The organism is Psychrobacillus sp. MER TA 171 (genome assembly GCF_023713305.1).
Classification (GTDB): Bacteria; Bacillota; Bacilli; order Bacillales_A; family Planococcaceae; genus Psychrobacillus.
Genome location: NZ_JAMAWN010000001.1, coordinates 279,924 through 300,487 on the forward strand (window position 1 = coordinate 279,924; position 20,564 = coordinate 300,487).

Sequence of the window (20,564 nt, forward strand, 5' to 3'; positions counted from 1 at the left end):
TTGACATACATACGTTATATTTGTTTTGCAAAATTTTAATGAAATACGACAAAATAAATTAAAATCCATATTATATTAATAATTACAATTATTCAGTTAATTCAGACTATACAAAGGAGAGGGTATTTAGTATTATTTATTTAAGGGGAAACAGGGGAGTGAAAAAACTGCTGTATAACGATTCTTTATTGATAACGAGATATACACTTATGATTCAATCAGCATTTTGTGGGGGATATAAATCCATTATCACTACAACACATGGAGTTTTCAGATCTTCCTTATCCGTCAATCAACTACTGAATTTAGCATGTATTCGCCATGCTTCTACATTAGAAGGTCGAATGGAAGCAACTAAGAAAATGATGAATTATGCAAACAAGTCACCAATTTTAATAGCTGAAAAAATCGGTGCTTTTCCAACAAGATCTTATAAGGACTTAGAATGTATTTGGATATTTAATCATTTGTTTCAAATAGAGAACCAGGGAAGGGGTTTATGCAAGCTTACGTTTTATGACAAAATAAGCGTGGAAGTAGCTGTTTCTAAGTATACGTTGTTGAAGCAGCAGGAGCGATTACACACAACAATGAATTTATTTAGTATGTTAAGTGAGAAGGTAGACTTATTTGATTTGAAATTTCCAAACAAAATGTAATTAAATAGAAAAATAGTTTCTCCTTAATAAAACGGCTGTTTACTCCATAATCAGTCGCTTTTTTATATTAATATATAGTTCTTTAAACCTATATTAATGATACAATCTATCTATTACAATTGTTTATATACGTGTTGAATCAAATTATTGGTAAAAATGAAATAATATTTTGATGTAAAATGGTTTGAATATATGGAGGGAATAGAATGGACGTAGCTAACGTTTATGTCGACTTTAAACTTGCAGTTGAGGAGGGTACATCGTTCTTTAGAGTTCTTGCCCAGTGTTTCATCTATAAAGATTCTCATGACGATCCAATTCTAATAGGCGAAGCCTCCTTACATTTGTTTAATCCAGTAAAAACCTCTTATCTAGATCTTTGTGGAGAAGCAGATTGCTTGTCTGATAAGCTATCGTACTCTCTAATAAGTTTAGAAAAATTTTGTGAAGTAGATAAGATCAATAGTATCGTAGCTGTTTTTCATACATTGAATCTCAAAGAACCTTGGGATGAAAAGGAGCTTAGCATTGCCATTTATGAAAAGCTGGAGGATCAATTATCATTATTAAATGTTGAATTGATTTTAATTTCGAATAGCCGTCATCACGTAATCGATAACTTAACCAGTATATCACCGTACTATACTGAATTAGGATTTACATCTTACAACATAGAAAAAGAACCTATCATCATGTATAAGCAGATTTCCAGTACATATGTAGAGATAAATTAAAAGTAGGCAGCCAATTTTGTAATGATTGGCTGCCTACGTTTATACCTCCTCTAAATAAAGCTGATATACTTTTTTGGGTCGTCCTCTTAGTTTTTTTTGCTGCTGTGTCGTAACCTTTGCCGCCCCTTTTTCCTCTAGCTTTTTCAGAATACGATTGGCTGCTCTTTCGGTAATACCCAAGTGAATACTTAGGTCCTCCGCTGACAGGATGTTTGTTTGAAGCTTGTTCATTACTGCGATTATTTTCTTCAGCTGAAGGGACGTCGTGTTTAGCTTAGCGCTTAGCTTTTCTGTTGCAGAATCGTACTGAGTATCTACTTGAATATAGTCTTCGCTTCCAAGAGGTCCAATGAGCTTTGCCTCTTTTGTTAATATATAGGACTGTGTTTCCGAAGTTGTACATAAGTGAGCCGCTTTTTCTGCGTTTAACTGTGCTGCTTGAATAGAATTGCCAATTCCCCATCCAATTTTCACTACAAATGGTAGCTCGGCTGAAAGGTAGCTGACTAGTTTGCAGCTCTCCATGTCACTTGTTATTAGTTTGAAGTCGCAGTAATTCGTTATAACTTCATAGAAAAACGTATTTTGATGAATGATAAATTTCATATTATTTCCTCGGCTAAAGTCTAGGATTGCTTTGTATAAGGACATTTGTTTATATTCCAAATCTCTAAAATTTTCCCGTGTTATAGATAGCTCTAAATGTGCTATGACTACTTGATTTTCAATTAGCTGGAGTATTTGAATTTCTTTTAAGAGCTCATTTACTTTTTCGACCATGCTTCTTTGGGAAGGTACAACTAAAATTAAATTTATTCCATACGGCTTCAGTATGTCAGGAAGGCGACTCAGTCGTGTCATGCTAACATCTATTTTCCCTTCCTTCCAAAGCTTCACATGGTAGTTCGTCATTTTTTCATATACCTGGTGATCTGCATAGGACTGCATGGTTGCATCAAAGATATAAGGGAAGTCCTCTTTCTCAGTCCATTCCTTCACTCCAAGATAGTTATTTTCCTCATATAAAAAGTCTATCAAGCAACGTTTCATCTGAAAGTCTCGGTTTGTATACATATATTCAGATAATGCACGATAGAAGTCCGTTTGCGTAACATCAAAATGTAACATCGGAATGTCAATATCGGGGAAGTGCTGCTGGACAAAAAAGTGTGGGATTTGTCCGCTAAATAGAACTCCGTCGACTAATCGAATCTGCTCTAAAAAAATATCCTTTAAATGCTCTAATGATTGGTACACCATAAAACTATACTCACATGGTTCTACTGGTAGTGTTTCTACCTGCTTAACCCATTCTAGTGAATTCTCGGTAGTCAATATTAAAATGCGAGGCATATTTATAATGTTCTCCTTTTTCTAAAAATTTGTTGAATTTTGTCTAATTATAGTTTACCCTATTCTTTAAAGACAGGTACAAAAAGTGTCTTTTAATAAAAAAAGGGGTGATTATTATTACAACTAACAGTGTTGAAATGAAAGATAACGGTAAATTTTCCAAGTTTCTTTCTTTAGTTGAACGGATAGGAAATAAGCTGCCAGATCCATTTATTCTCTTTTTCTATCTAACTTTGGCATTAATGATTGTTTCAGCAATTTTAAATTTAGTTGGTGCAGAGGTTATCCACCCGAATACCGAGGAAACAGTTGCAGTTAAGAGTATTCTCTCGGGCGAAGGTCTCCAGTTTATACTAGCTAATACTCTGACCAATTTCACTAGTTTTGCACCGCTTGGTCTCGTACTAACAATTATGTTAGGAATCGGATTAGCGGAAAAAGTAGGTTTATTGGAAATGCTTATGAAGCGTGCCATTGTAAAAACACCTACTAAAATTATTACGTTTACCGTGTTCTTTATTGGTATTTTAGGAAATATCGCTTCAGACGCTGCATTTGTAGTAATTCCACCTTTAGCGGCTCTAGTTTTTCTATCTCTAGGCAGACATCCACTAGCAGGTTTAGCAGTTGGTGTAGCTAGTACAGGAATTGGTTTTACAGCAAATATACTAATCGCAGGAACGGATGCATTACTTTCTGGTATTTCTACGGAAATTGCTAAGGGTATTAACCCAGATGTAATCGTAACACCGCTAGATAACTGGTTCTTTATGAGTGTCTCTACGTTCTTACTTGCAGCCGTAGGGACCATTATTACTGAAAAGTATGTTGAGCCTAGACTTGGTACATATACAGGGAAGCAACAAGCGTTCTCAAAAGATATTAGCCCTTTGGAAAAGAAAGGATTACGAAATACGTTAATAGCAGCCATTATATTTATTGCAATTGTAGTTATTGGTATGCTGATTCCTAACTCTCCACTTTTAAATGAAGATGGCACTATTTTACGTTCACCATTTTTATCAGGGATTGTTCCTGTTTTGTTCTTGTTCTTTGTAACGGTAGGTATTGTCTACGGAGTTACGACAAAAAAAATTCAGTCTACAGCTGATGTTCCAAAAATAATGACAGAGGCGATAGGAAGCTTGTCTGGCTATATCGTTTTAATCTTTATGATTGCTCAGTTTGTTGCCTATTTTAACTGGTCGAATATAGCTATTTGGTTAGCTGTAAATTGCGCAGATCTATTAACAAAGTTCAATATGACAAATATTTTTGTTATCGTGTTATTTGTATTTTTAGTAGCATTTTTAAGTTTGTTTATCATTAGTGGCTCGGCTCTATGGGCATTAGTTGGTCCCGTATTTATCCCGATTTTTATGCTGCTAGGGTATCATCCCGCATTTATCCAACTAGCTTATCGTATTGGAGAGTCCTCTACGAATATGGTGACACCGTTGAATCCTTATTTTGCGATTATCTTATCATTCATGCACCTTTACGATAAAAAAGCAGGTATTGGTACGCTTATGTCACTAATGCTTCCGTATACTATTGTTTTCCTAATCGTTTGGATTGCTCTAATGTTAGTTTTTGCATTTTTCGGAATTCCAATCGGGCCAGGAGTATCCTTGTATTTAAATTAAATGAATTAAGGAGTGAACGTACTTGAGTTTATTTACAATTCCTTCGAATTCATTAGAACAAATGAAGGTATGGAGAAGAAGCTTCCATCAATATCCAGAGGTAGGATGGACAGAGTTTCGAACCGCTTCCATTATAGCAAATGAGCTGAAAAATCTTGGTTTTCAAGTGCAGGTAGGTAGAGAAGTAGTATCAGAGAATCGTATGGGAGTACCATCAGAGGAAATCCTAACGAAGGTTTATGAAAGTGCCGTGAAAAACGGGGGACATATCGAATACTTAGAAAAAATGGTCGGTGGATATACTGGGGTTGTAGGAACTATACAAGGCTCCAAGCCAGGGCCGACAATTGGTTTTCGTTTCGATATGGATGCTTTAGATATTTTAGAATCAAAAGAGACTACTCATCTACCGATAGAGGAAGAGTTTGTATCTGAATATGAAGGCAGGATGCATGCTTGTGGTCACGATGCTCATAGCTCGATAGGTTTAGGGCTGGCTACTATTCTCTCGCAAAATAAAGAGAATATAGAAGGGATTATCAAGATTATATTCCAGCCAGCAGAGGAAGGAGTGCGAGGAGCAAAGTCCATGGTCGATGCTGGTGTAGTAGATGACGTCGATTACTTTCTCAGCATGCATGTCGGTACAGGATCACCTTTAGGCACGGTAATTGGAGGTTCCAATGGGTTTTTAGCTACATCTAAAATAGATGCAACCTTCACTGGGAAGGCTGCTCACGCAGGTGCTGAGCCTGAAAAGGGTACGAATGCATTATTAGCTGCAGCCTCTGCCATTCTTGGACTTCACTCCATTTCGCGGCATAGTGGTGGGGCTTCTCGTATTAACGTGGGTACGTGCATAGCCGGGGATGGGCGGAATATTATTCCCTCTCATGCATCGTTAAAGCTTGAGACACGTGGAGAAAACAGTGTGGTGCATACCTATGTGCATGAGCAGGCTATTTCCGTATTGGAAGGGGCAGCTAAAATGCACGGGGCAAACCTTTCCTATGAAATTGTAGGTGAGGCAAGAACATGCTCTTCCTCCAATGAATTGGCGGAACTTGTGATTAAGGCAGCGAAGGAAGTTGCTGGTGTAAATGAAGTTATACCTACAGCTAATTTTGCTGCTGGATCAGAGGATGCGACATTCATGATGGAACGAGTCCAACAGAATGGTGGTTTATCTACCTATTCCATTTTCGGAACAACACTAGCAGCTGGTCATCATCATGAAAGATTTGATATCGATGAAGCGGTGCTACCTATTGCATTGCAAACTTGGTTAGCTACGATCGAACAAATTTATCAACATGAAAGGTGAGTGCTAATGATTAAAATAGAAGATCAAATAACTAGTCTAATAGAATCATACGAAGAGGAAATTATCCAACTAAGTGATCGTATATGGGATATTCCAGAAACAAGATTTCAGGAGTTCGAATCTTTTAAGATATTGAGTAACTTTTTAGAGGAAAAGGGCTTCATAGTGGAGAGAGGTGTCGGCGATATTGAGACTGCCTTTACCGCTACCTTTGGGCAAGGTGGGCCGAATATTGGTATTTTAGGTGAATTCGATGCGTTGTCTGGTTTAAGCCAAAGAGCTGGAAGTCCAGTCAGAGAGCCGATTATTGAAAATGGTAATGGACATGGCTGTGGACATAATCTTTTAGGTACAGCAGGGATAGCTGCTGCTCTTGCGGTGAAGGATTTGATCGAACAAGGCAAAATTACTGGTACCATCAAATATTTTGGTTGCCCTGGAGAAGAAGGCGGGTCGGGTAAAACGTATATGGTCAGAGACGGCGTCTTTGACGGGATTGACGCGGCCCTTACCTGGCATCCAAATTCGTATACGGGAATCTTTTCTTTTTCTTCGCTTGCGAATTATCAGGTTTATTTCTCGTTTGAAGGAAAGGCGGCTCATGCGGCTAACTCTCCACACTTAGGGAGAAGTGCGTTAGATGCTGTTGAGCTAATGAATGTAGGGGTTAACTATTTAAGAGAGCATATTATTTCCGAGGCAAAGGTACATTATGCAATTACCAATTCTGGAGGGGCGTCCCCTAATGTCGTTCAGTCAGATGCAGAAGTGTTATATTTAATCCGAGCTCCCCAGTTAAAAGATGTAGAAGCAATCTATCAGCGAGTTGTTAATATTGCGGAAGGTGCCGCGTTAATGACGGGTACAAAGCTCACGGTGAAATTTAATAAAGCCTGCTCTAATTATATTCCTAACCATACATTGAATGTTTTGATGGATGAAAAGCTTCAGCAATTTGGATTACCTACCTATAACAATGAGGAAATGGAATACGCTAAGGCGATGGCTAAAACTATTACTTCTGAAGAAGTCGAGGCTGCGGTAATTGATGCAGAAAAGCTTTCTGCATATACAGTTTCGGAAGAGTTTTATTCGGCAGATTCTCCATTCTTTACGGAAATTATTCCTTATGTGAAAAATCGTGAGGTCATGCAGGGCTCGACCGATGTAGGGGATGTCAGCTGGATTGTGCCAACTGCTCAGTTTTTCACGACTTGTTTTGTAGCGGGAACACCGTTACACACATGGCAGCTCGTATCTCAGGGGAAGACATCATTAGCACATAAAGGATTGATCTATGCAAGTAAGGTAATAGCTGCAAGTGCAGTAGACTTGTTTGATAATCCACAGCTAATTGAGGATGCAAAAAAAGAATTAGTAAAGCAAGTCGGAGATGGATACCAAAATCCACTGCCAGCAGATTTACGCCCAAGCGCTATGTAAAATGAAAAATTAATCGAAACTAAAAAACAGACCAAAAAGAATGATTCTTCTTGGTCTGTTTTTTCAAATTGCCGTATTTTGATAAGGGTTGGGTGAAGAAAAAGTGATACGTTAAACCAATTGCAATGCCTACTATACCCGCACTAATAAAAATTATGCCATGTGTTCTTCTATTCTTGTGTCGCATATATAAACCGGAGGCAATTTGTCCAAAACAGATTATTAGCAACAAGAAAAGTAAGATCGGTCTCATATTTTTTTCACTCGATTCTACTTAAGTATTTGTTTGCTAATTAATAATCAACTATCTATTTTATTAAATCTTTCTATCTAACATTCCCTTGAATTATGAAATAGTTTATAGTTGTCGGCAAGCTCTACTATCCACTACGCTAAACTAGAATTCTTCTACACGTTTTACTTCCAATGGTTTGTCTGAAGCAGATGTATTTTTAATTTCGCGCTTTGCCCAATAGGTTGCAAGGAATGTACCGGTAATAACCTGCCAAGCAGAAGAAAATGCACTTGGCAATGCAGCTAATGGAGAGAAGTAACTATTAGCCAGTGACACTCCTAGTCCAGCGTTTTGCATGCCTACTTCGATAGATATTGCACGTTGGTCCTGCTTAGATAATTTAAATAGCTTTGCTGCAAAGTAACCGAGAAGTAAACCAAATGCATTATGCAGTAACACAGCAACAAATACTAAAACTCCAGCTGTTGCAATATTCTCTTTATTACCAGCAATGATCGCAGAAATAATAATAGTGATAGCTACTATTGAAACGAGTGGTAGAATCGGAATGCTTTTTTCTGTAACAATCGGTAGAAACTTGCTTACGACTAACCCTAAAATAATAGGTATGATAATAACTTGGATAATAGACATAAACATGGACATCGGATCAACTGGAAGCCATTGCCCGGCAAATATGAGCAGTAGCAAGGGAGTCATCACGGGTGCAAGTAATGTAGAAACACTTGTCATGGTAATAGATAAGGGGACATTTCCTTTTGCTAGGAAGACCATGACGTTAGATGAGGTGCCTCCAGGAACACTTCCGAGTAATACCAATCCTGCTGCAAGTTGTGGCGGAAGATTTAATAGATATGCTATTACGAAAGCAATTGCTGGCATAATGGAAAATTGAGCAACCAGCCCTATTAATACAGGGATAGGATTTGTAAAAACGAGTTTAAAATCAGAGGCTTTAAGCGTTAGCCCCATTCCAAACATGACAATACCGAGTAAAATCGTTATGTATGCAGAAAACATGGTGAACATACTTGGTGCCATAAATGCTAGTACGGAAAACAAGATTACGATAAAGGCAAAATACTTACCTGCAAAGTTACTAATTGATTGAAGCGTTTTCATTTATTTCCTCCTTATTCACCTGTTGGTGTCATAATATAATATTGATTATATTATATTTTAATATATAAACAACTAATTTTTATAATTTTTTGATTATTTTAATTATTAATTTTATCCCATCAGTTTCTATGAAGAACATATTTTATTTATACTTAAGGCTTTTCTAAGATGTTGTAATATCCTGATTTATCCCACTTATCCCAATGAAGTCGTTAATAAATCAAATTTAAAATTATTTGATAATTTTAAATTATTTGTTAAAAACTTTACCAGACTATTATTTAAATGATAATATAATCTTATTAATTTAGTAGAAATAGAGGTGGGGTATTTAATTATGATACATAAAATTGCTTGTATTCCAGGAGACGGTATAGGACCAGAGGTGATGACTCAGGCCCGAAGAGTGCTTCAGCTTGTGGAAGATATACATGGTGGTGTCACTTTTGAGGTTAATCCTTATGAATGGAATTGTGACTACTATTTAAAACACGGTAAAATGATGCCGGAAGATGGGCTGTCTATATTAAAAGACTATGAGGCAATTTTGTTTGGGGCAGTAGGTGATCCTAAAGTGCCTAACCATATCTCGGTATGGGAGTTAATCTTACCGATTAGGCGAGCGTTTCAACAATATATTAATCTAAGACCGATCAAGCTATTGAAAGGAATTCAAAGCCCCTTAGTCGGCAAGGGTGTGGAGGACATAGATTTTGTTGTTGTCCGAGAAAATACAGAGGGTGAGTATTCAAACAGTGGAGGTCGCTTGCATGCGGGAACTCCTTATGAAGTTGTTGTTCAAAATAGTGTGTTTACACGCATGGGTAGTGAGCGAGTGATCAAATACGCATATGAGCTTGCGCAAAAAAGAGGTTCAAAACATTTATCGGTTGCAACTAAATCTAATGCTATTAACTTTTCGATGCCTTTTTGGGACGAAATAGCAAAGGAAATTGGAGCAGGCTACCCAGAGATAGAAGCAAAATTCTATCATATCGATGCACTTGTTGCTTTCTTCGTATCTAAGCCGGAAATTTTTGATGTAGTTGTAGGTAGTAATTTATTTGGAGATATATTAACGGATCTAGGAGCAGCAATTTCAGGTGGTCTAGGTATCACTCCATCAGGGAATATCAATCCAGAAAAACAGTATCCGTCTATGTTCGAGGCCATTCATGGCTCTGCTCCAGACATCGCAGGTAAGGGGATAGCCAATCCGATTGCTCAAATATGGAGCACTTCTTTAATGCTGGAGCATTTAGGCTACTCAGATCTAGCTAACGTAATCGTGGACGGAATTGAGGAAACATTAGTGGAAGGTAAAGTTAGAACCCCTGACTTAGGCGGGAATGCTAATACTACGGAGTTTACTGAGGAAATTATGAAACACATTAAATCTTACGCATAGGAGAGATGAGAAATGGGTGTAGTTGAAAACAAAGTAATCGTAGTAACAGGCGCTGGTGGAGGAATGGGCCTTCAAGTAGTTCAAGATTTATTAGAGAAAGGTGCAATTGTGGTTGCTTTAGATATTAACACCGATGCTGTAGGTGGGGTGGAACATACAAATTTACGAGTGAAACAGGTTGATCTGTTAAATGAAAATAGTATACAGTCCATGTTTAAAGAGATAAATGATGAGTTTCATAGAATAGATGGCTTAGTGAACATCGCTGGAATTGCACAGGCTGCTAAGTCAATAGTAGATGTAGAACTAACCGAATGGCATAGGCTTATCAATATCAATGCAACAGCGACTTTCTTAACATGTAAGGAAGCAATACGCTACATGAGGGAGGCTAAAAATGGATCGATTATCAACATTGGGTCAGTTTCTGTCACGCGACCACGACCAGGTCTTCAAAGCTATGTAGCATCAAAAGGAGCTGTCGAGGCATTCTCTAAGGCGCTTGCGTTAGAAGCTGCTTCTTATAACGTACGAGTAAATGTAATACATCCTGGTCCTGCTGATACTCAAATGCTAGGACAGTTTTCTTCTCAAAAAGGGGAAGTAGTGCTGAATAAAGATATCTTTGCAGAAAGTGTTCCTTTAGGTAGATTGATTAAACCGTCTGACATTTCTGCAACAGTTGTGCATCTATTGTCCGATGCGGCTCAAATCATTACAGGTTCAGTGATTCATGTGGACGGTGGTAGGAATATTTAAAGGAGGTGGAAGCTTTTTATGGAAAAAATTAATATGCTAATTAATGGAGAGTGGGTCAGTGGCAACCAGTGGATTGATGTACGGGATCCTGCTACAAGTGACGTAATAGCTCAAATCGTTCGTGGTAATGAAACGCATGTGGACGAGGCTGTGGCAGCAGCAAGACTGGCATTGAAGAGCAAAGAATGGAAGGCCTTCAAGCCTTTTCAAAGAGGACAATTATTAGTGGAGCTAGCTGGCTACATAAGATTACATGCAGAGGAACTTGCAGCGCTTGAATCTCTGGACGTTGGAAAACCGATGAATCAAGCCCGAGCCGATGTAGAAGCAGCAGCCCGATACTTCGAGTTTTACGGAGGTATTGCTGATAAAGTGTTCGGTGATACAATTCCAATTGAAGAGAATTTATTGAATGTAACAGTAGTGGAGCCTATCGGCGTAACAGTACATATTGTCCCTTGGAATTACCCGATTCAAATTACTGCGCGAAGTGTAGGAGCAGCACTTGCAACCGGAAATGTAGTAATTGTAAAAAGCTCAGAGGATACTCCTTTGTCCACAAATTTTCTAGCACAATGGTTTCATGAAAAGCTTCCAAAGGGAGTTTTTCAGCATTTAACTGGATATGGGGCTGAGGTTGGGGCAGCATTAAGCTCACATAAAGGAATCAACCAAATCACTTTTACCGGATCTGTACAGACGGGAATATCGGTCATGCAATCTGCAGCAGCGAACATTGTACCTGTAACGCTGGAGTTAGGTGGTAAATCACCCAACATTGTGTTCCAGGATGCCGATTTGGATCGTGCAATTCCTGCCATTGTCAATTCCATTACGCAAAATGCGGGTCAAACGTGCTCTGCAGGCTCACGCCTGCTAGTGCAGGACACGATCGCTGATGAGCTACTAGAGCAGCTTGTTGTCAGGTTTGGAGAGCTATCCATAGGACCAGCATCCATTAATGCAGATGTCGGGCCAATCATTAACCAAAAGCAACACGAACGTATTTTAAATATTTTAAGTGAAGCAAGTAAGCAAGGCAATGTGCTAGTTGGAGGGAAGGGTGTAGAGGTAAGAGACTATGAGAATGGATATTATATTTCCCCTACAATTATCGAAGCAACTAGTCATGAAGAGAGCTATGTTCAGGAGGAAATATTTGGGCCAGTATTGAGCGTTGTCCGCTTTCATTCAGTTGAAGAAGCAATTGAGCTAGCAAACGAAACTGAATATGGCCTTGTTGCTGGAGTGTGGTCAAAGGATATTGACGTGGCTCATTATGTAGCTGCTCGTATTGAAGCTGGTCAAGTTTTTATCAACACGTATGGAGCAGCTGGAGGCGTGCAAATGCCTTTCGGTGGATATAAGAAGAGTGGGATTGGACGAGAAAAAAGTCATTTAGCCGTTCAAAACTATATACAAATTAAAAACCTAGCTATTCAGGTTAAAATTTAGTAGTGAATTAAAAAAAATGAAACGGAAACTCGATTTCATGTTTTTACTTCATTTTTAAGGTCCGCACAATTTCTTGTAAGAAACCTTTCAATTCTTGTTGTTTGAAGTGGAGCTGGCGATTCCTGGGGGAACAGCTCGAGCTGAAAGCATCGCAGGAACGAAGTGAGAGCACTGAAAAAGTACTTTTAAAACGCTTAGGGATAGAGTATGAATAAAGCTCCTATTTCCTGAATCCGTGTCTTTCCGTTCCGAGCGGATGCTTTCCTGGGGGCGGCCCGGCAAGCCTTCTCCCTCGCTGCGCTCAGTCCGGGTGCTCGCCGTGGCCGCTAATCCCCTAGGAGTCACCGCTCTGCACTCCAATCCACTATAGAATTTTTAAAAAATGTGCTCAGGCAAAAAAATCTTTTCTTGCTATACCAAAGAAAAGTAAATACAGGGGTGCGCACAATGATTTCAAACCAAGAAACGCTGAACTTAAGTCCATACATGGCAACCGTAACCCTCAAATCAAAAATAATTTTGATGTGGAAAAATGTAAAATATGCCCTTTCAAAGGTGGGTGTTACAAAGAAGGATCTAAATCTAAAACATATTGTGTCACAATTAAATCGACAGAGCACCTTGAACAAGAGGCATTTCAGAATACCGAAGAATTTAAACAGCTTGCCAAAGAGCGATATAAAATTGAGGCAAAGAATAGTGAGTTAAAGGGTGGACACGGCTACGATAAACGATTAGGAGGGGTCTTTTTGGCATGGAAATACAAGGAGCCACAACCATATTTGCGGTCAACTTGAAGCGAATCCTAAAGTTACTCAACGAATGAGAGCAAGAATAAGAAAATGAAAAAGGGTATTTTCTGTTCAATTTGAACAAAAAGTACCCTTTTTTATTTTCAAAAACAAATTTAAAAACGTAAGTTTTTCAGTGCCCTCAACGAAGTAACGAGGAGATTGAAGCCGTGCCCCCGGAAAGCGTCCACTGTAACGGAAAACAACTACAGGTATATTTGAATAGAAGCCTCGAAAAATTACAAGGTCGTAAAATTTTCGAGGCTTTTTATTGTTGAGGAGCGTTTTGTCCTAGCCCCGTTTTTTCCCTTAATTCATTAGATGGTTCTTGTAGAATTCCTGTCCAGTGAACAAGAAGTATCTTTTTTAGTGGAAACAGTGTCTTTTTGCCTAACTAAATGGATAGGTTACGATATTTCACCTATTTAGATATAAAACCAAATAGTGTAAAATGTTTCATGCTTTCTCGATACATAAGAAAAGGAGAATTAATAGCATGACAGGAAACACACATATTATTGGCGGTCTTGCAGCAAGTCTTGCTATTTCACAGATGACAGATTATGACCCGGTATTGCTGGTCGTAGGAGGAGTGGCAGGTGCGATTCTACCGGATATTTGCCACGGTGGAAGTATGATAGGAAGACGTTTTCCACTCATATCTAAAATTATTAACAAAGTGTTTGGACATAGATCCTTTACGCATAGTCTATTGTTCATTCTTCTATTAGTTGCATTGATGAATTATTTTAGCTGGGACAAGTCCATTATGATGGGAGTTTCAGTTGGGGTAGCAAGTCATCTTCTTTTAGATATGGCTACGAAAAATGGAGTTAAATTATTCTTTCCAATACCTGTGACAGTTCGTTTTCCTATAACTACGAGAACTGGTGGAACAGTGGAGAGTATCGTGTTTGGTATATTATCAGTTCTTACCGTTTATTTTGGATACGGGGCTTTCACTACATATTTTTAATCCGTTATAATGGTATGAATATCCAGTAGAGGGGTGGAACTTTGAAGAAGGTATTGGTTTTAGGTGGAACCCGTTTTTTTGGTGTTCATTTAGTGGAGGCACTTTTAAATGAAGGAATAGAAGTAACAGTCGCAACTAGAGGAAATACAGCACATGTTTTTTCTAAAAAAGTAAATCAGATGGTTATAGATCGATCCAGTTTGTTGGCTGACAAAGAGAAGCTTCAATCAGAAAAATGGGATGTTGTTTTTGATCAAATCTGTTATGCCTCTAGAGATGCGTTGGACGCGGTAGAAGTGTTTAATGGACATACGAAAAAGTATGTTCTTACTTCTTCAAAGTCTGTTTATGAAGGAAAAGAGCTATCTAAAGAGGAAGATTTTATTCCAGAAAAGCATTCCATAGTCATGGGAACGAAAGAGAACTTTACCTATGCGGAAGGAAAACGCCAAGCGGAGGCTGTCTTTTTTCAGCACGCGGAGTTTCCAGTAGCCGCTGTTCGACCACCAATCGTCATTGGTGAACATGATTACACCAACCGATTGAAATATTATGTTGGGAAAATTATGAGCGGAGATGAATTTCATCTAGTAAACTCGGATGCTTATATAGATTTTATCTCGGAGGAAGAGATTGGACAGTTCCTTGCGTGGATTGGACTCTCTACATTTACCGGAGCTGTGAATGCGACCACCAACGGTAAGATTAAGCTGAAGGATTTAGTTCATTTAATCGAAGCTGAGACGGGTAAAGAGGCGAGTATTAGCTTAAATCCCATTGAGGGAGAAGATTCACCTTACAATCTATCAAAAACTTGGCTGATGAGTAATGAACGTGCTAAAAGCTTAGGATATTCTTTTGAAGATTTGCATGACTACTTGCCAAAATTGCTTAAAAAGTTGTAAATCTATCACTCTGTTTAAAGCTACTCAGCTTGGGCAGAGTTTTTTTGTTGTTTAGGAAACTATAAAGTTCTGAAGCTTCGGTGGCTGAGGAGCTGCCTCCTCGCATTTATCCATTTGCCTGTCGGGGCAGACATAGGCGGTTGCGCTTTTCTGGATGTCTAGCTCCAGCGCCTTGCCCCTCGGGGTCAAATGGATAAAAGCTCCGGTGGCTGAGGAACTGCCTCCTCGCTTTTCCCCATTTGCCTGTCGGTGCAGAGAAAGGCGGTTGCGCTTTTCTAATCTCTCTTATTCTCATAAGTTTATATGTCTTGAACATATATTGGCTTGAGCGATAAACGATAGGAGGGAGAGTAATATGAGGAATAAAAGCGGAAAGCTGATTTTATCTACAGTGGTAGCTACTTCAGCAATAATTGCCGTGACTCCAGGGTCTCAGGTTGAAGCCACATCAAACTTAAACCAGTTAGTTGTGGATGCACAAAATGCTGGAAATGTATTGAAGTGGGCAATTTCGGTGGAGGGGTCGGCGGATGGGGTCACTCAGCCGTGGAAACAATTTAATAATGTGAAGCAAGCAATTGTAAAAGTGGAGGCTGCCCTTGCAAAGGCTAGCTTTTCGGAGAAATTAAAGTACGAGTCTTTATTGATAGAGCCCAAAACTCAGCTACAGCGTGCACAGGGCTATTTAGATGCTATTACAGCAAGCGGTAAAATACATGCAAAGACAAATGCGCTATCCTTAGCGGTACAGGCAAATAATTTAAATCAAGTGGAAAAGGCTTATCATGAAATGACAGCGGAATTTCGAAAGCAGACGATTCTGTTAGACCGTGTATATGGTCAATCGACACGTGATCGAATTAGAGGAGCAGTAAAAGGCCCGGCTGAAAAGCTAATATCAGAGCTAAAAAATGATGTGACGGTTCATATGCTTGCTAAGGGTGCACAAGAGGACTTAAACAGAGGACGATACACAGAGGCTTCAGCTAAAGTATATGAGGCACAGGCGATTTTAACTGCTGAAACATTAAAGTGGGAAAAAAGCCTACAAGCAGCAATTAATAATATTAACAATGCTTTGCCGATGAATGCAGTAGCTGTCACTCGTGTTGATAACACGACCGTACTCGTTAAGTTAAATAGATCTATTTCTTCTGCAAAGGCATCCGATTTCACAGCCAATAATGGGATGACTATTAGTAGTGCATCTCTGAGCAGTGATGGATTTAACGTTACATTAAAAACATCTGTACAGGTACCTGGAACTACCTATACGATTAAATATAAAAATGGTTCGGTGAGCTTTGCAGTTCCAGGAAATATATCACCTGTTTATATAGGCGATAAAAACATTCAGCATAAAGAAACGACAGAGGTTTTGTCACTCTCAACTGTCTTTAAAAACACGAGTAACCAAGCAGTTCGAATTGATATACCAGCTGGCGTCAAGCTAATCTCTGTAAATGGAGCAGCTAACAATAATGCAGGCGCTAAGTCGATTAATGCTCAGACGGATAAGAATGGAGCAATACAAATTGTTTTCACAGCCAATAATTCCAATCAAGCTGCGTTAGATAAAACTATTGCTATTCATAAGATCGTTAAAAATAAGGCTGTAGAAACGCAGACTTCTGGAGTGTTTAATCTTTATGCTCCGCCAAAAGAAGGTGCGATTGGGAATAAAACAGTGAGATTTATCGATAATAAAAACAATTATTTTGTGACCACAGAGGGAGTTAAGTATAGCTGGAAGATATATAATGACATCTTTCAAAATGAAGGAATAAATGTGTCGTTGGACAGCTTTAAAAGTGGGCTGGATATTGGCGACACTATTAATGGTGAATACCACCAAGTTTCCACCTCCTTATTTAATATATCAAAGAATGCATCAATAGCAGCAGTCAAGCTAGACACAAAATTTGCGGTCAAGGCAGGCACTTCCGGTTATCGCATCCATGGGAACAAAGTGGAGCTAAAAGGCACAGCAGAACCTAACTATGAATTGTTTTTCTTCAAGAACAATGGCACATCCCTCGGTAAGGCAAAGGCCGATAGTAAAGGGAGCTGGACCTTTGTAGCCGAAGTAGATACAAATGCCGTAACCGATTTCTCTATCTTTCAGCAAACTGCAGGTAAAGCTATACCGGCTTACGTAGGATGGGGAGAAACAACCTTGAGGGTAGTCGAAGGTCCATTTGCAGTGGGGAGTATAACAGAAGGAACGAGCAAGGACGATGACCTATCCAACGAAAAAATCACCTTCAACATTTCGCCAGTCCAATACGCCAATGGCGCAGTAATCGCACAAGACCAAGCAATCATTACTAAACAAGCCTCTATTATTGTAGTAGATGGAGATGGCACGAAGGTTAAATACACCAACAACCAAAACAAAACCATCTTCTCCCAAACTAAAGGTGCATTCTCAATAGACTTCGGTCTACTCAGCACAAGAAAAAGCGACGGCCAACTCATAGACCAAGGAAAAGACCACAAGCTAACAGGTCCACTTACCATCGTCTCGATAGAAGGAATAACAAACGAATACGGCCTACAAATCCAAACAAAACCAACAAACCAAATCAAAAACTACTAACATTAATTATTACAAGTGCCTGGCACTTGTAAAATATCTCAGTATAACAATTCACACCGATTGAAACAAAGTGAAAACTATACCAATATTATTACGAGAGCATTGCAGGTGCCAGGCACCCGTAATGCTCTCGTAATGCAATCGATTTAATAACGGTGTTTAATAGACAAAACTGCACCCCGAGCGTTGCCGGGGTGCAGTTTTGTTGTTTTATAGATTATTTATGGTAGTTATATTTTCAATAATAATTTCACTTATGATTACGTTTAGCCAAATTTGTAGATCAGATGTTATTGTACGCGAGCGAAACCGAATCCTGAAGCGTAGTCGTCTCCAGTTGCTGCTCCGTAACCACCTTTAATGTCTACTGCTTTTGCTCTATTTTGTAAGTTTGTACGAAGTTGAGTATGAGACCAAGATGGATTTTGTGCCCAAACTTTAGCCGCTAGTCCAGCAACGTGTGGAGATGCCATAGATGTTCCACTAATTGTGTTGTAGCCACCATTGTGCCAAGTGGAGTAAATAGCTGCACCAGGTGCAGAGATTTCTACATCACCTTGTTGGATTACATAATCACCGTCTGTAGAAGCATAGCCACGAGAAGAGAAGTTTGCTACACGATAAGTTCCATTTTGTTGTACATTTTCTAGAGCTGCTACCGCAACAGCGTTTACTAATGCTCCTGGATATCCGATTGTTCCTTGAGAGTAACCGGAGTTTCCAGCCGCTGCAACAATTAATACACCTTTACTATACGCGTAGTTAACTGCACTTGATATTAAACTATTATTTGCAGAAGATCCTAATGACATATTAATAACTGTTTTTGTTCCTGTAGAAACAGCTTGATCTGCAGCGTGTCTAATAGCTGCTGCAATATCATCTGAGCTACCTGAGCCACTATCACTTAACACTTTATATGCCCAAAGATCTGCTGCAGGCGCTACACCATAAACTCCAGATTTGTCACTGCCGCCATCTGCAAGGGCTGTCCCAGCAACGTGAGTACCATGTCCATTTCCATCTGAACAACTATTGTTGATAACCGTAGTAGAGCCTGTGAAGTTTTTACACTGTTCTACTCTATTTACTAAATCCGTATGATTTCTATTTACTCCCGTATCCAATACCGCGATATTAATGCCATTTCCACCTGAAGTGGAGGTTAAACTACTATTATTGTAAATTGCTTTAATGCCCCAAGGAGTTTGCTGAGATGCGTTTGCTGCAGTCTCGTAATCTGCTGGTTGAGTAGTAGAATCTTCTGCTGGCAGATCAAGCGTAACCGTTGGAACCTTTGTTACGGTAATGTTTTTGTTTTTTTGAAGAGCTTGGAACTGCTTTTCATTCATATCCGTAGAGAACCCATTTTCCGAAAGCTCCCATCTTACTTCGTACTGATTTGCCAAGGACGCTTTGTTCGCCTTGTTATTGGCTTCTACATACACCCGAAACTTTTCTACCCCAGCATTAGAATTTCTGTCCTCTACTGAGGATGGTGTTTCTTCCGGTGAGCTTGCTTGGACCGGTGCTGCAAGTGAACCTGCAATTAAGAGGCTTGCTAGTGCGATTTTAAATTTGCTCATCTGTGAAAACTCCTTTTCGGTTTAGTTTTGTAGTACAATATTAAAACTAACACATTTTGAAAATTATGTTTATTGGGAAAAAATATCTTACAATAATTAGGAGGGGTACTATGAGGATTGGCTCGCTAATAAAATTTTATCGAACAAAGAGAGGATTAACGCAAACAAGTCTTGCTAATGGAATATGTTCTGTGCCTCATCTCAGCAAAATAGAAAATAACAGTAAGGAAGCAAATGTTGAGACAATCCGTTTGTTGCTGGAGCGTTTAAAAATTGATTTGCAGGATGTACAGGCAAATGAAAAACAAATTTTCGATTTAATAAAGGATTTCTTATGTCATATTCATTATTTAGAAGAGGAAAAGGCAACAGAAGTATTCAAAACTTTAGAGGGCTATCATGAGCTTATTGTGTTTACGGATCATATTTATCTATACGAACTTTATAAACTACGCTATTACCTATTAATAAATAATAGAGACGCTGCAGAATATCAGCTAAAATGGCTACATGCCCAGAAACAAAATTTTTCCCAATATGAGAAGTATTTACTTTTATACATGGGTGCTTTAATTTTAATGTTAAGGGGGAGATTTGAAGAAGCAGATAAGCAACTTACTCGAATTATTCATGATCAAGCTGAGTTAGGATCGTTTACCGGAGAGCTTCACTATCATCTAGCAGTTGTAAAGGGACATTTAGAAGAGTCCAGCCTAGCGATCATATACGGTAAGCAGGCCTTGCAATTTTATAGTAACCAATACAACTTCAAACGAATCCTTCATACACTTATGTCGCTTGCTTTAAACTACTCACGGGCCAAAATTTTCAATGAAGCATTAAATACGTATACCCATTTGTTAAGAAGCATAGAATTGCTTAACCAGCAACATCTCCTTCCAAAAATCTATCACAATATAGGTGACTTACATCTGCGGATGGGAGATTATTTGCAAGCTTTAGAGTACTTTCAAAAAAGTAAAGCCATTATCCCTGCGAATTCCGATAATTATCTCTTGTGCCTATATAATTTGGCGCAAACCCAGTTCCGCTTAGAGCAATGGGAAGCATGTAAGGAAAGCTTTACTTTGTTGAAGTCCGAGGCTAAAAAGCAGCAAATCATGCATTATCGATTGTTTTCCAGCTTTTATTTATTTTTGTTGGAGGGTGAGAGGGAAAAGGCGATGACCTTTTTAGAGGAAAAATTAGTTCCCTATACAGCAAGAGGAGAAAACCTTAAAGAGATTCACCATCAATTCCTTGTCATTTTAACGGACTATTACCGACAAGAAGGTAAATTTGAGAAAGTCGTTCTACTAACTAATCAATAGAGGAGAGTGTCCATGATGAAAAAATCTACAAAAGCTCTAATTTTAGCTACATTAGCAGGTGTTGCAATCGCCTTTATTCCTATCCATCCACCAATCGGATCTAGTGCGAGCGGCGAAGTAAACGCTATCCCGATCCACCCACCGATTGGCTCAAGCACAAACACTATCCCAATCCATCCACCAATTGGCTAATTCAAAAAGAGAAATCCTTCGGGGT

The 20,564-nt window shown here is 38.9% G+C and carries 17 protein-coding genes and 1 pseudogene; 14 read left to right on the forward strand and 4 right to left on the reverse strand.

Going from position 1 to position 20,564, the window contains the following annotated elements; translation table 11 throughout:
* Window positions 1-158: 158 nt before the first annotated feature.
* A complete protein-coding gene (locus tag M3627_RS01245) occupies window positions 159-659 on the forward strand; it encodes a competence protein ComK (protein WP_169361440.1) in 501 nt (166 codons plus the stop codon).
* A 206-nt stretch (window positions 660-865) separates the two neighbouring features.
* Window positions 866-1,393 (forward strand): hypothetical protein, encoded by a 528-nt coding sequence (locus M3627_RS01250; RefSeq protein ID WP_169361439.1) that lies wholly within the window; start codon window positions 866-868, stop codon window positions 1,391-1,393.
* 39 nt (window positions 1,394-1,432) lie between these two features.
* On the opposite strand, the gene M3627_RS01255 is transcribed toward M3627_RS01250, so the two are convergent.
* Complete coding sequence (locus tag M3627_RS01255; RefSeq protein WP_169361438.1) at window positions 1,433-2,746, reverse strand: helix-turn-helix domain-containing protein; 1,314 nt, start codon at window positions 2,744-2,746, stop codon at window positions 1,433-1,435.
* A 137-nt stretch (window positions 2,747-2,883) separates the two neighbouring features.
* Here M3627_RS01255 and M3627_RS01260 point away from each other — a divergent pair, with 137 nt between their 5' ends.
* The 3 genes from M3627_RS01260 to M3627_RS01270 are packed head-to-tail and all read left to right on the forward strand — an operon-like array spanning window position 2,884 to window position 7,159.
* Window positions 2,884-4,392, forward strand: a complete 1,509-nt coding sequence (locus M3627_RS01260) for an AbgT family transporter (RefSeq protein WP_169361446.1) — start codon at window positions 2,884-2,886, stop codon at window positions 4,390-4,392.
* A gap of 22 nt (window positions 4,393-4,414) precedes the next feature.
* Window positions 4,415-5,716 (forward strand): amidohydrolase, encoded by a 1,302-nt coding sequence (locus tag M3627_RS01265; protein ID WP_277347142.1) that lies wholly within the window; start codon window positions 4,415-4,417, stop codon window positions 5,714-5,716.
* Window positions 5,717-5,722: 6 nt separating this feature from the next.
* Window positions 5,723-7,159, forward strand: a complete 1,437-nt coding sequence (locus M3627_RS01270) for a M20 family metallopeptidase (RefSeq protein ID WP_251552669.1) — start codon at window positions 5,723-5,725, stop codon at window positions 7,157-7,159.
* Between the two features lie 397 nt (window positions 7,160-7,556).
* On the opposite strand, the gene M3627_RS01275 is transcribed toward M3627_RS01270, so the two are convergent.
* Window positions 7,557-8,537, reverse strand: a complete 981-nt coding sequence (locus M3627_RS01275; protein ID WP_251552670.1) for a bile acid:sodium symporter family protein — start codon at window positions 8,535-8,537, stop codon at window positions 7,557-7,559.
* A gap of 337 nt (window positions 8,538-8,874) precedes the next feature.
* Here M3627_RS01275 and M3627_RS01280 point away from each other — a divergent pair, with 337 nt between their 5' ends.
* The 6 genes and pseudogenes from M3627_RS01280 to M3627_RS01305 all read left to right on the forward strand — a co-directional run bounded on the left by M3627_RS01280 (window position 8,875) and on the right by M3627_RS01305 (window position 14,831).
* A complete protein-coding gene (locus M3627_RS01280) occupies window positions 8,875-9,945 on the forward strand; it encodes a tartrate dehydrogenase (protein WP_169361516.1) in 1,071 nt (356 codons plus the stop codon).
* A gap of 12 nt (window positions 9,946-9,957) precedes the next feature.
* Complete coding sequence (locus M3627_RS01285) at window positions 9,958-10,704, forward strand: SDR family NAD(P)-dependent oxidoreductase (protein ID WP_169361517.1); 747 nt, start codon at window positions 9,958-9,960, stop codon at window positions 10,702-10,704.
* 18 nt (window positions 10,705-10,722) lie between these two features.
* On the forward strand, window positions 10,723-12,159 hold the full coding sequence (locus M3627_RS01290) for an aldehyde dehydrogenase family protein (protein WP_169361518.1): 1,437 nt from the start codon (window positions 10,723-10,725) through the stop codon (window positions 12,157-12,159).
* Between the two features lie 518 nt (window positions 12,160-12,677).
* Window positions 12,678-12,985 (forward strand): annotated as a pseudogene (locus tag M3627_RS01295) (transposase); the annotation flags it as partial.
* Window positions 12,986-13,446: 461 nt separating this feature from the next.
* Window positions 13,447-13,926 carry a metal-dependent hydrolase gene (locus M3627_RS01300; protein WP_169361519.1) on the forward strand — a complete coding sequence of 160 codons (480 nt, stop codon included), beginning with the start codon at window positions 13,447-13,449 and terminating at the stop codon, window positions 13,924-13,926.
* Window positions 13,927-13,967: 41 nt separating this feature from the next.
* Window positions 13,968-14,831 carry an NAD-dependent epimerase/dehydratase family protein gene (locus M3627_RS01305; protein WP_169361520.1) on the forward strand — a complete coding sequence of 288 codons (864 nt, stop codon included), beginning with the start codon at window positions 13,968-13,970 and terminating at the stop codon, window positions 14,829-14,831.
* Between the two features lie 51 nt (window positions 14,832-14,882).
* Here M3627_RS01305 and M3627_RS01310 read toward each other — a convergent pair whose 3' ends face one another.
* Window positions 14,883-15,020, reverse strand: coding sequence for a hypothetical protein (locus M3627_RS01310; RefSeq protein ID WP_251552672.1), 138 nt, complete (start codon window positions 15,018-15,020; stop codon window positions 14,883-14,885).
* A gap of 166 nt (window positions 15,021-15,186) precedes the next feature.
* Here M3627_RS01310 and M3627_RS01315 point away from each other — a divergent pair, with 166 nt between their 5' ends.
* The gene (locus tag M3627_RS01315; protein ID WP_251552673.1) at window positions 15,187-17,430 is read left to right on the forward strand and encodes a hypothetical protein; all 2,244 of its coding nucleotides are present in this window, start codon (window positions 15,187-15,189) and stop codon (window positions 17,428-17,430) included.
* Between the two features lie 290 nt (window positions 17,431-17,720).
* Here the strand turns inward: M3627_RS01315 and M3627_RS01320 are convergent, their stop codons facing one another.
* Window positions 17,721-19,016 carry a S8 family peptidase gene (locus tag M3627_RS01320; protein WP_169361461.1) on the reverse strand — a complete coding sequence of 432 codons (1,296 nt, stop codon included), beginning with the start codon at window positions 19,014-19,016 and terminating at the stop codon, window positions 17,721-17,723.
* 110 nt (window positions 19,017-19,126) lie between these two features.
* On the opposite strand from M3627_RS01320, the gene M3627_RS01325 reads away from it, so the two are divergent.
* Both M3627_RS01325 and M3627_RS01330 read left to right on the forward strand, forming a co-directional pair.
* Complete coding sequence (locus tag M3627_RS01325; protein WP_169361462.1) at window positions 19,127-20,347, forward strand: helix-turn-helix domain-containing protein; 1,221 nt, start codon at window positions 19,127-19,129, stop codon at window positions 20,345-20,347.
* Window positions 20,348-20,359: 12 nt separating this feature from the next.
* Window positions 20,360-20,539, forward strand: coding sequence for a hypothetical protein (locus M3627_RS01330; RefSeq protein ID WP_169361463.1), 180 nt, complete (start codon window positions 20,360-20,362; stop codon window positions 20,537-20,539).
* The last annotated feature ends 25 nt before the right edge of the window (window positions 20,540-20,564 follow it).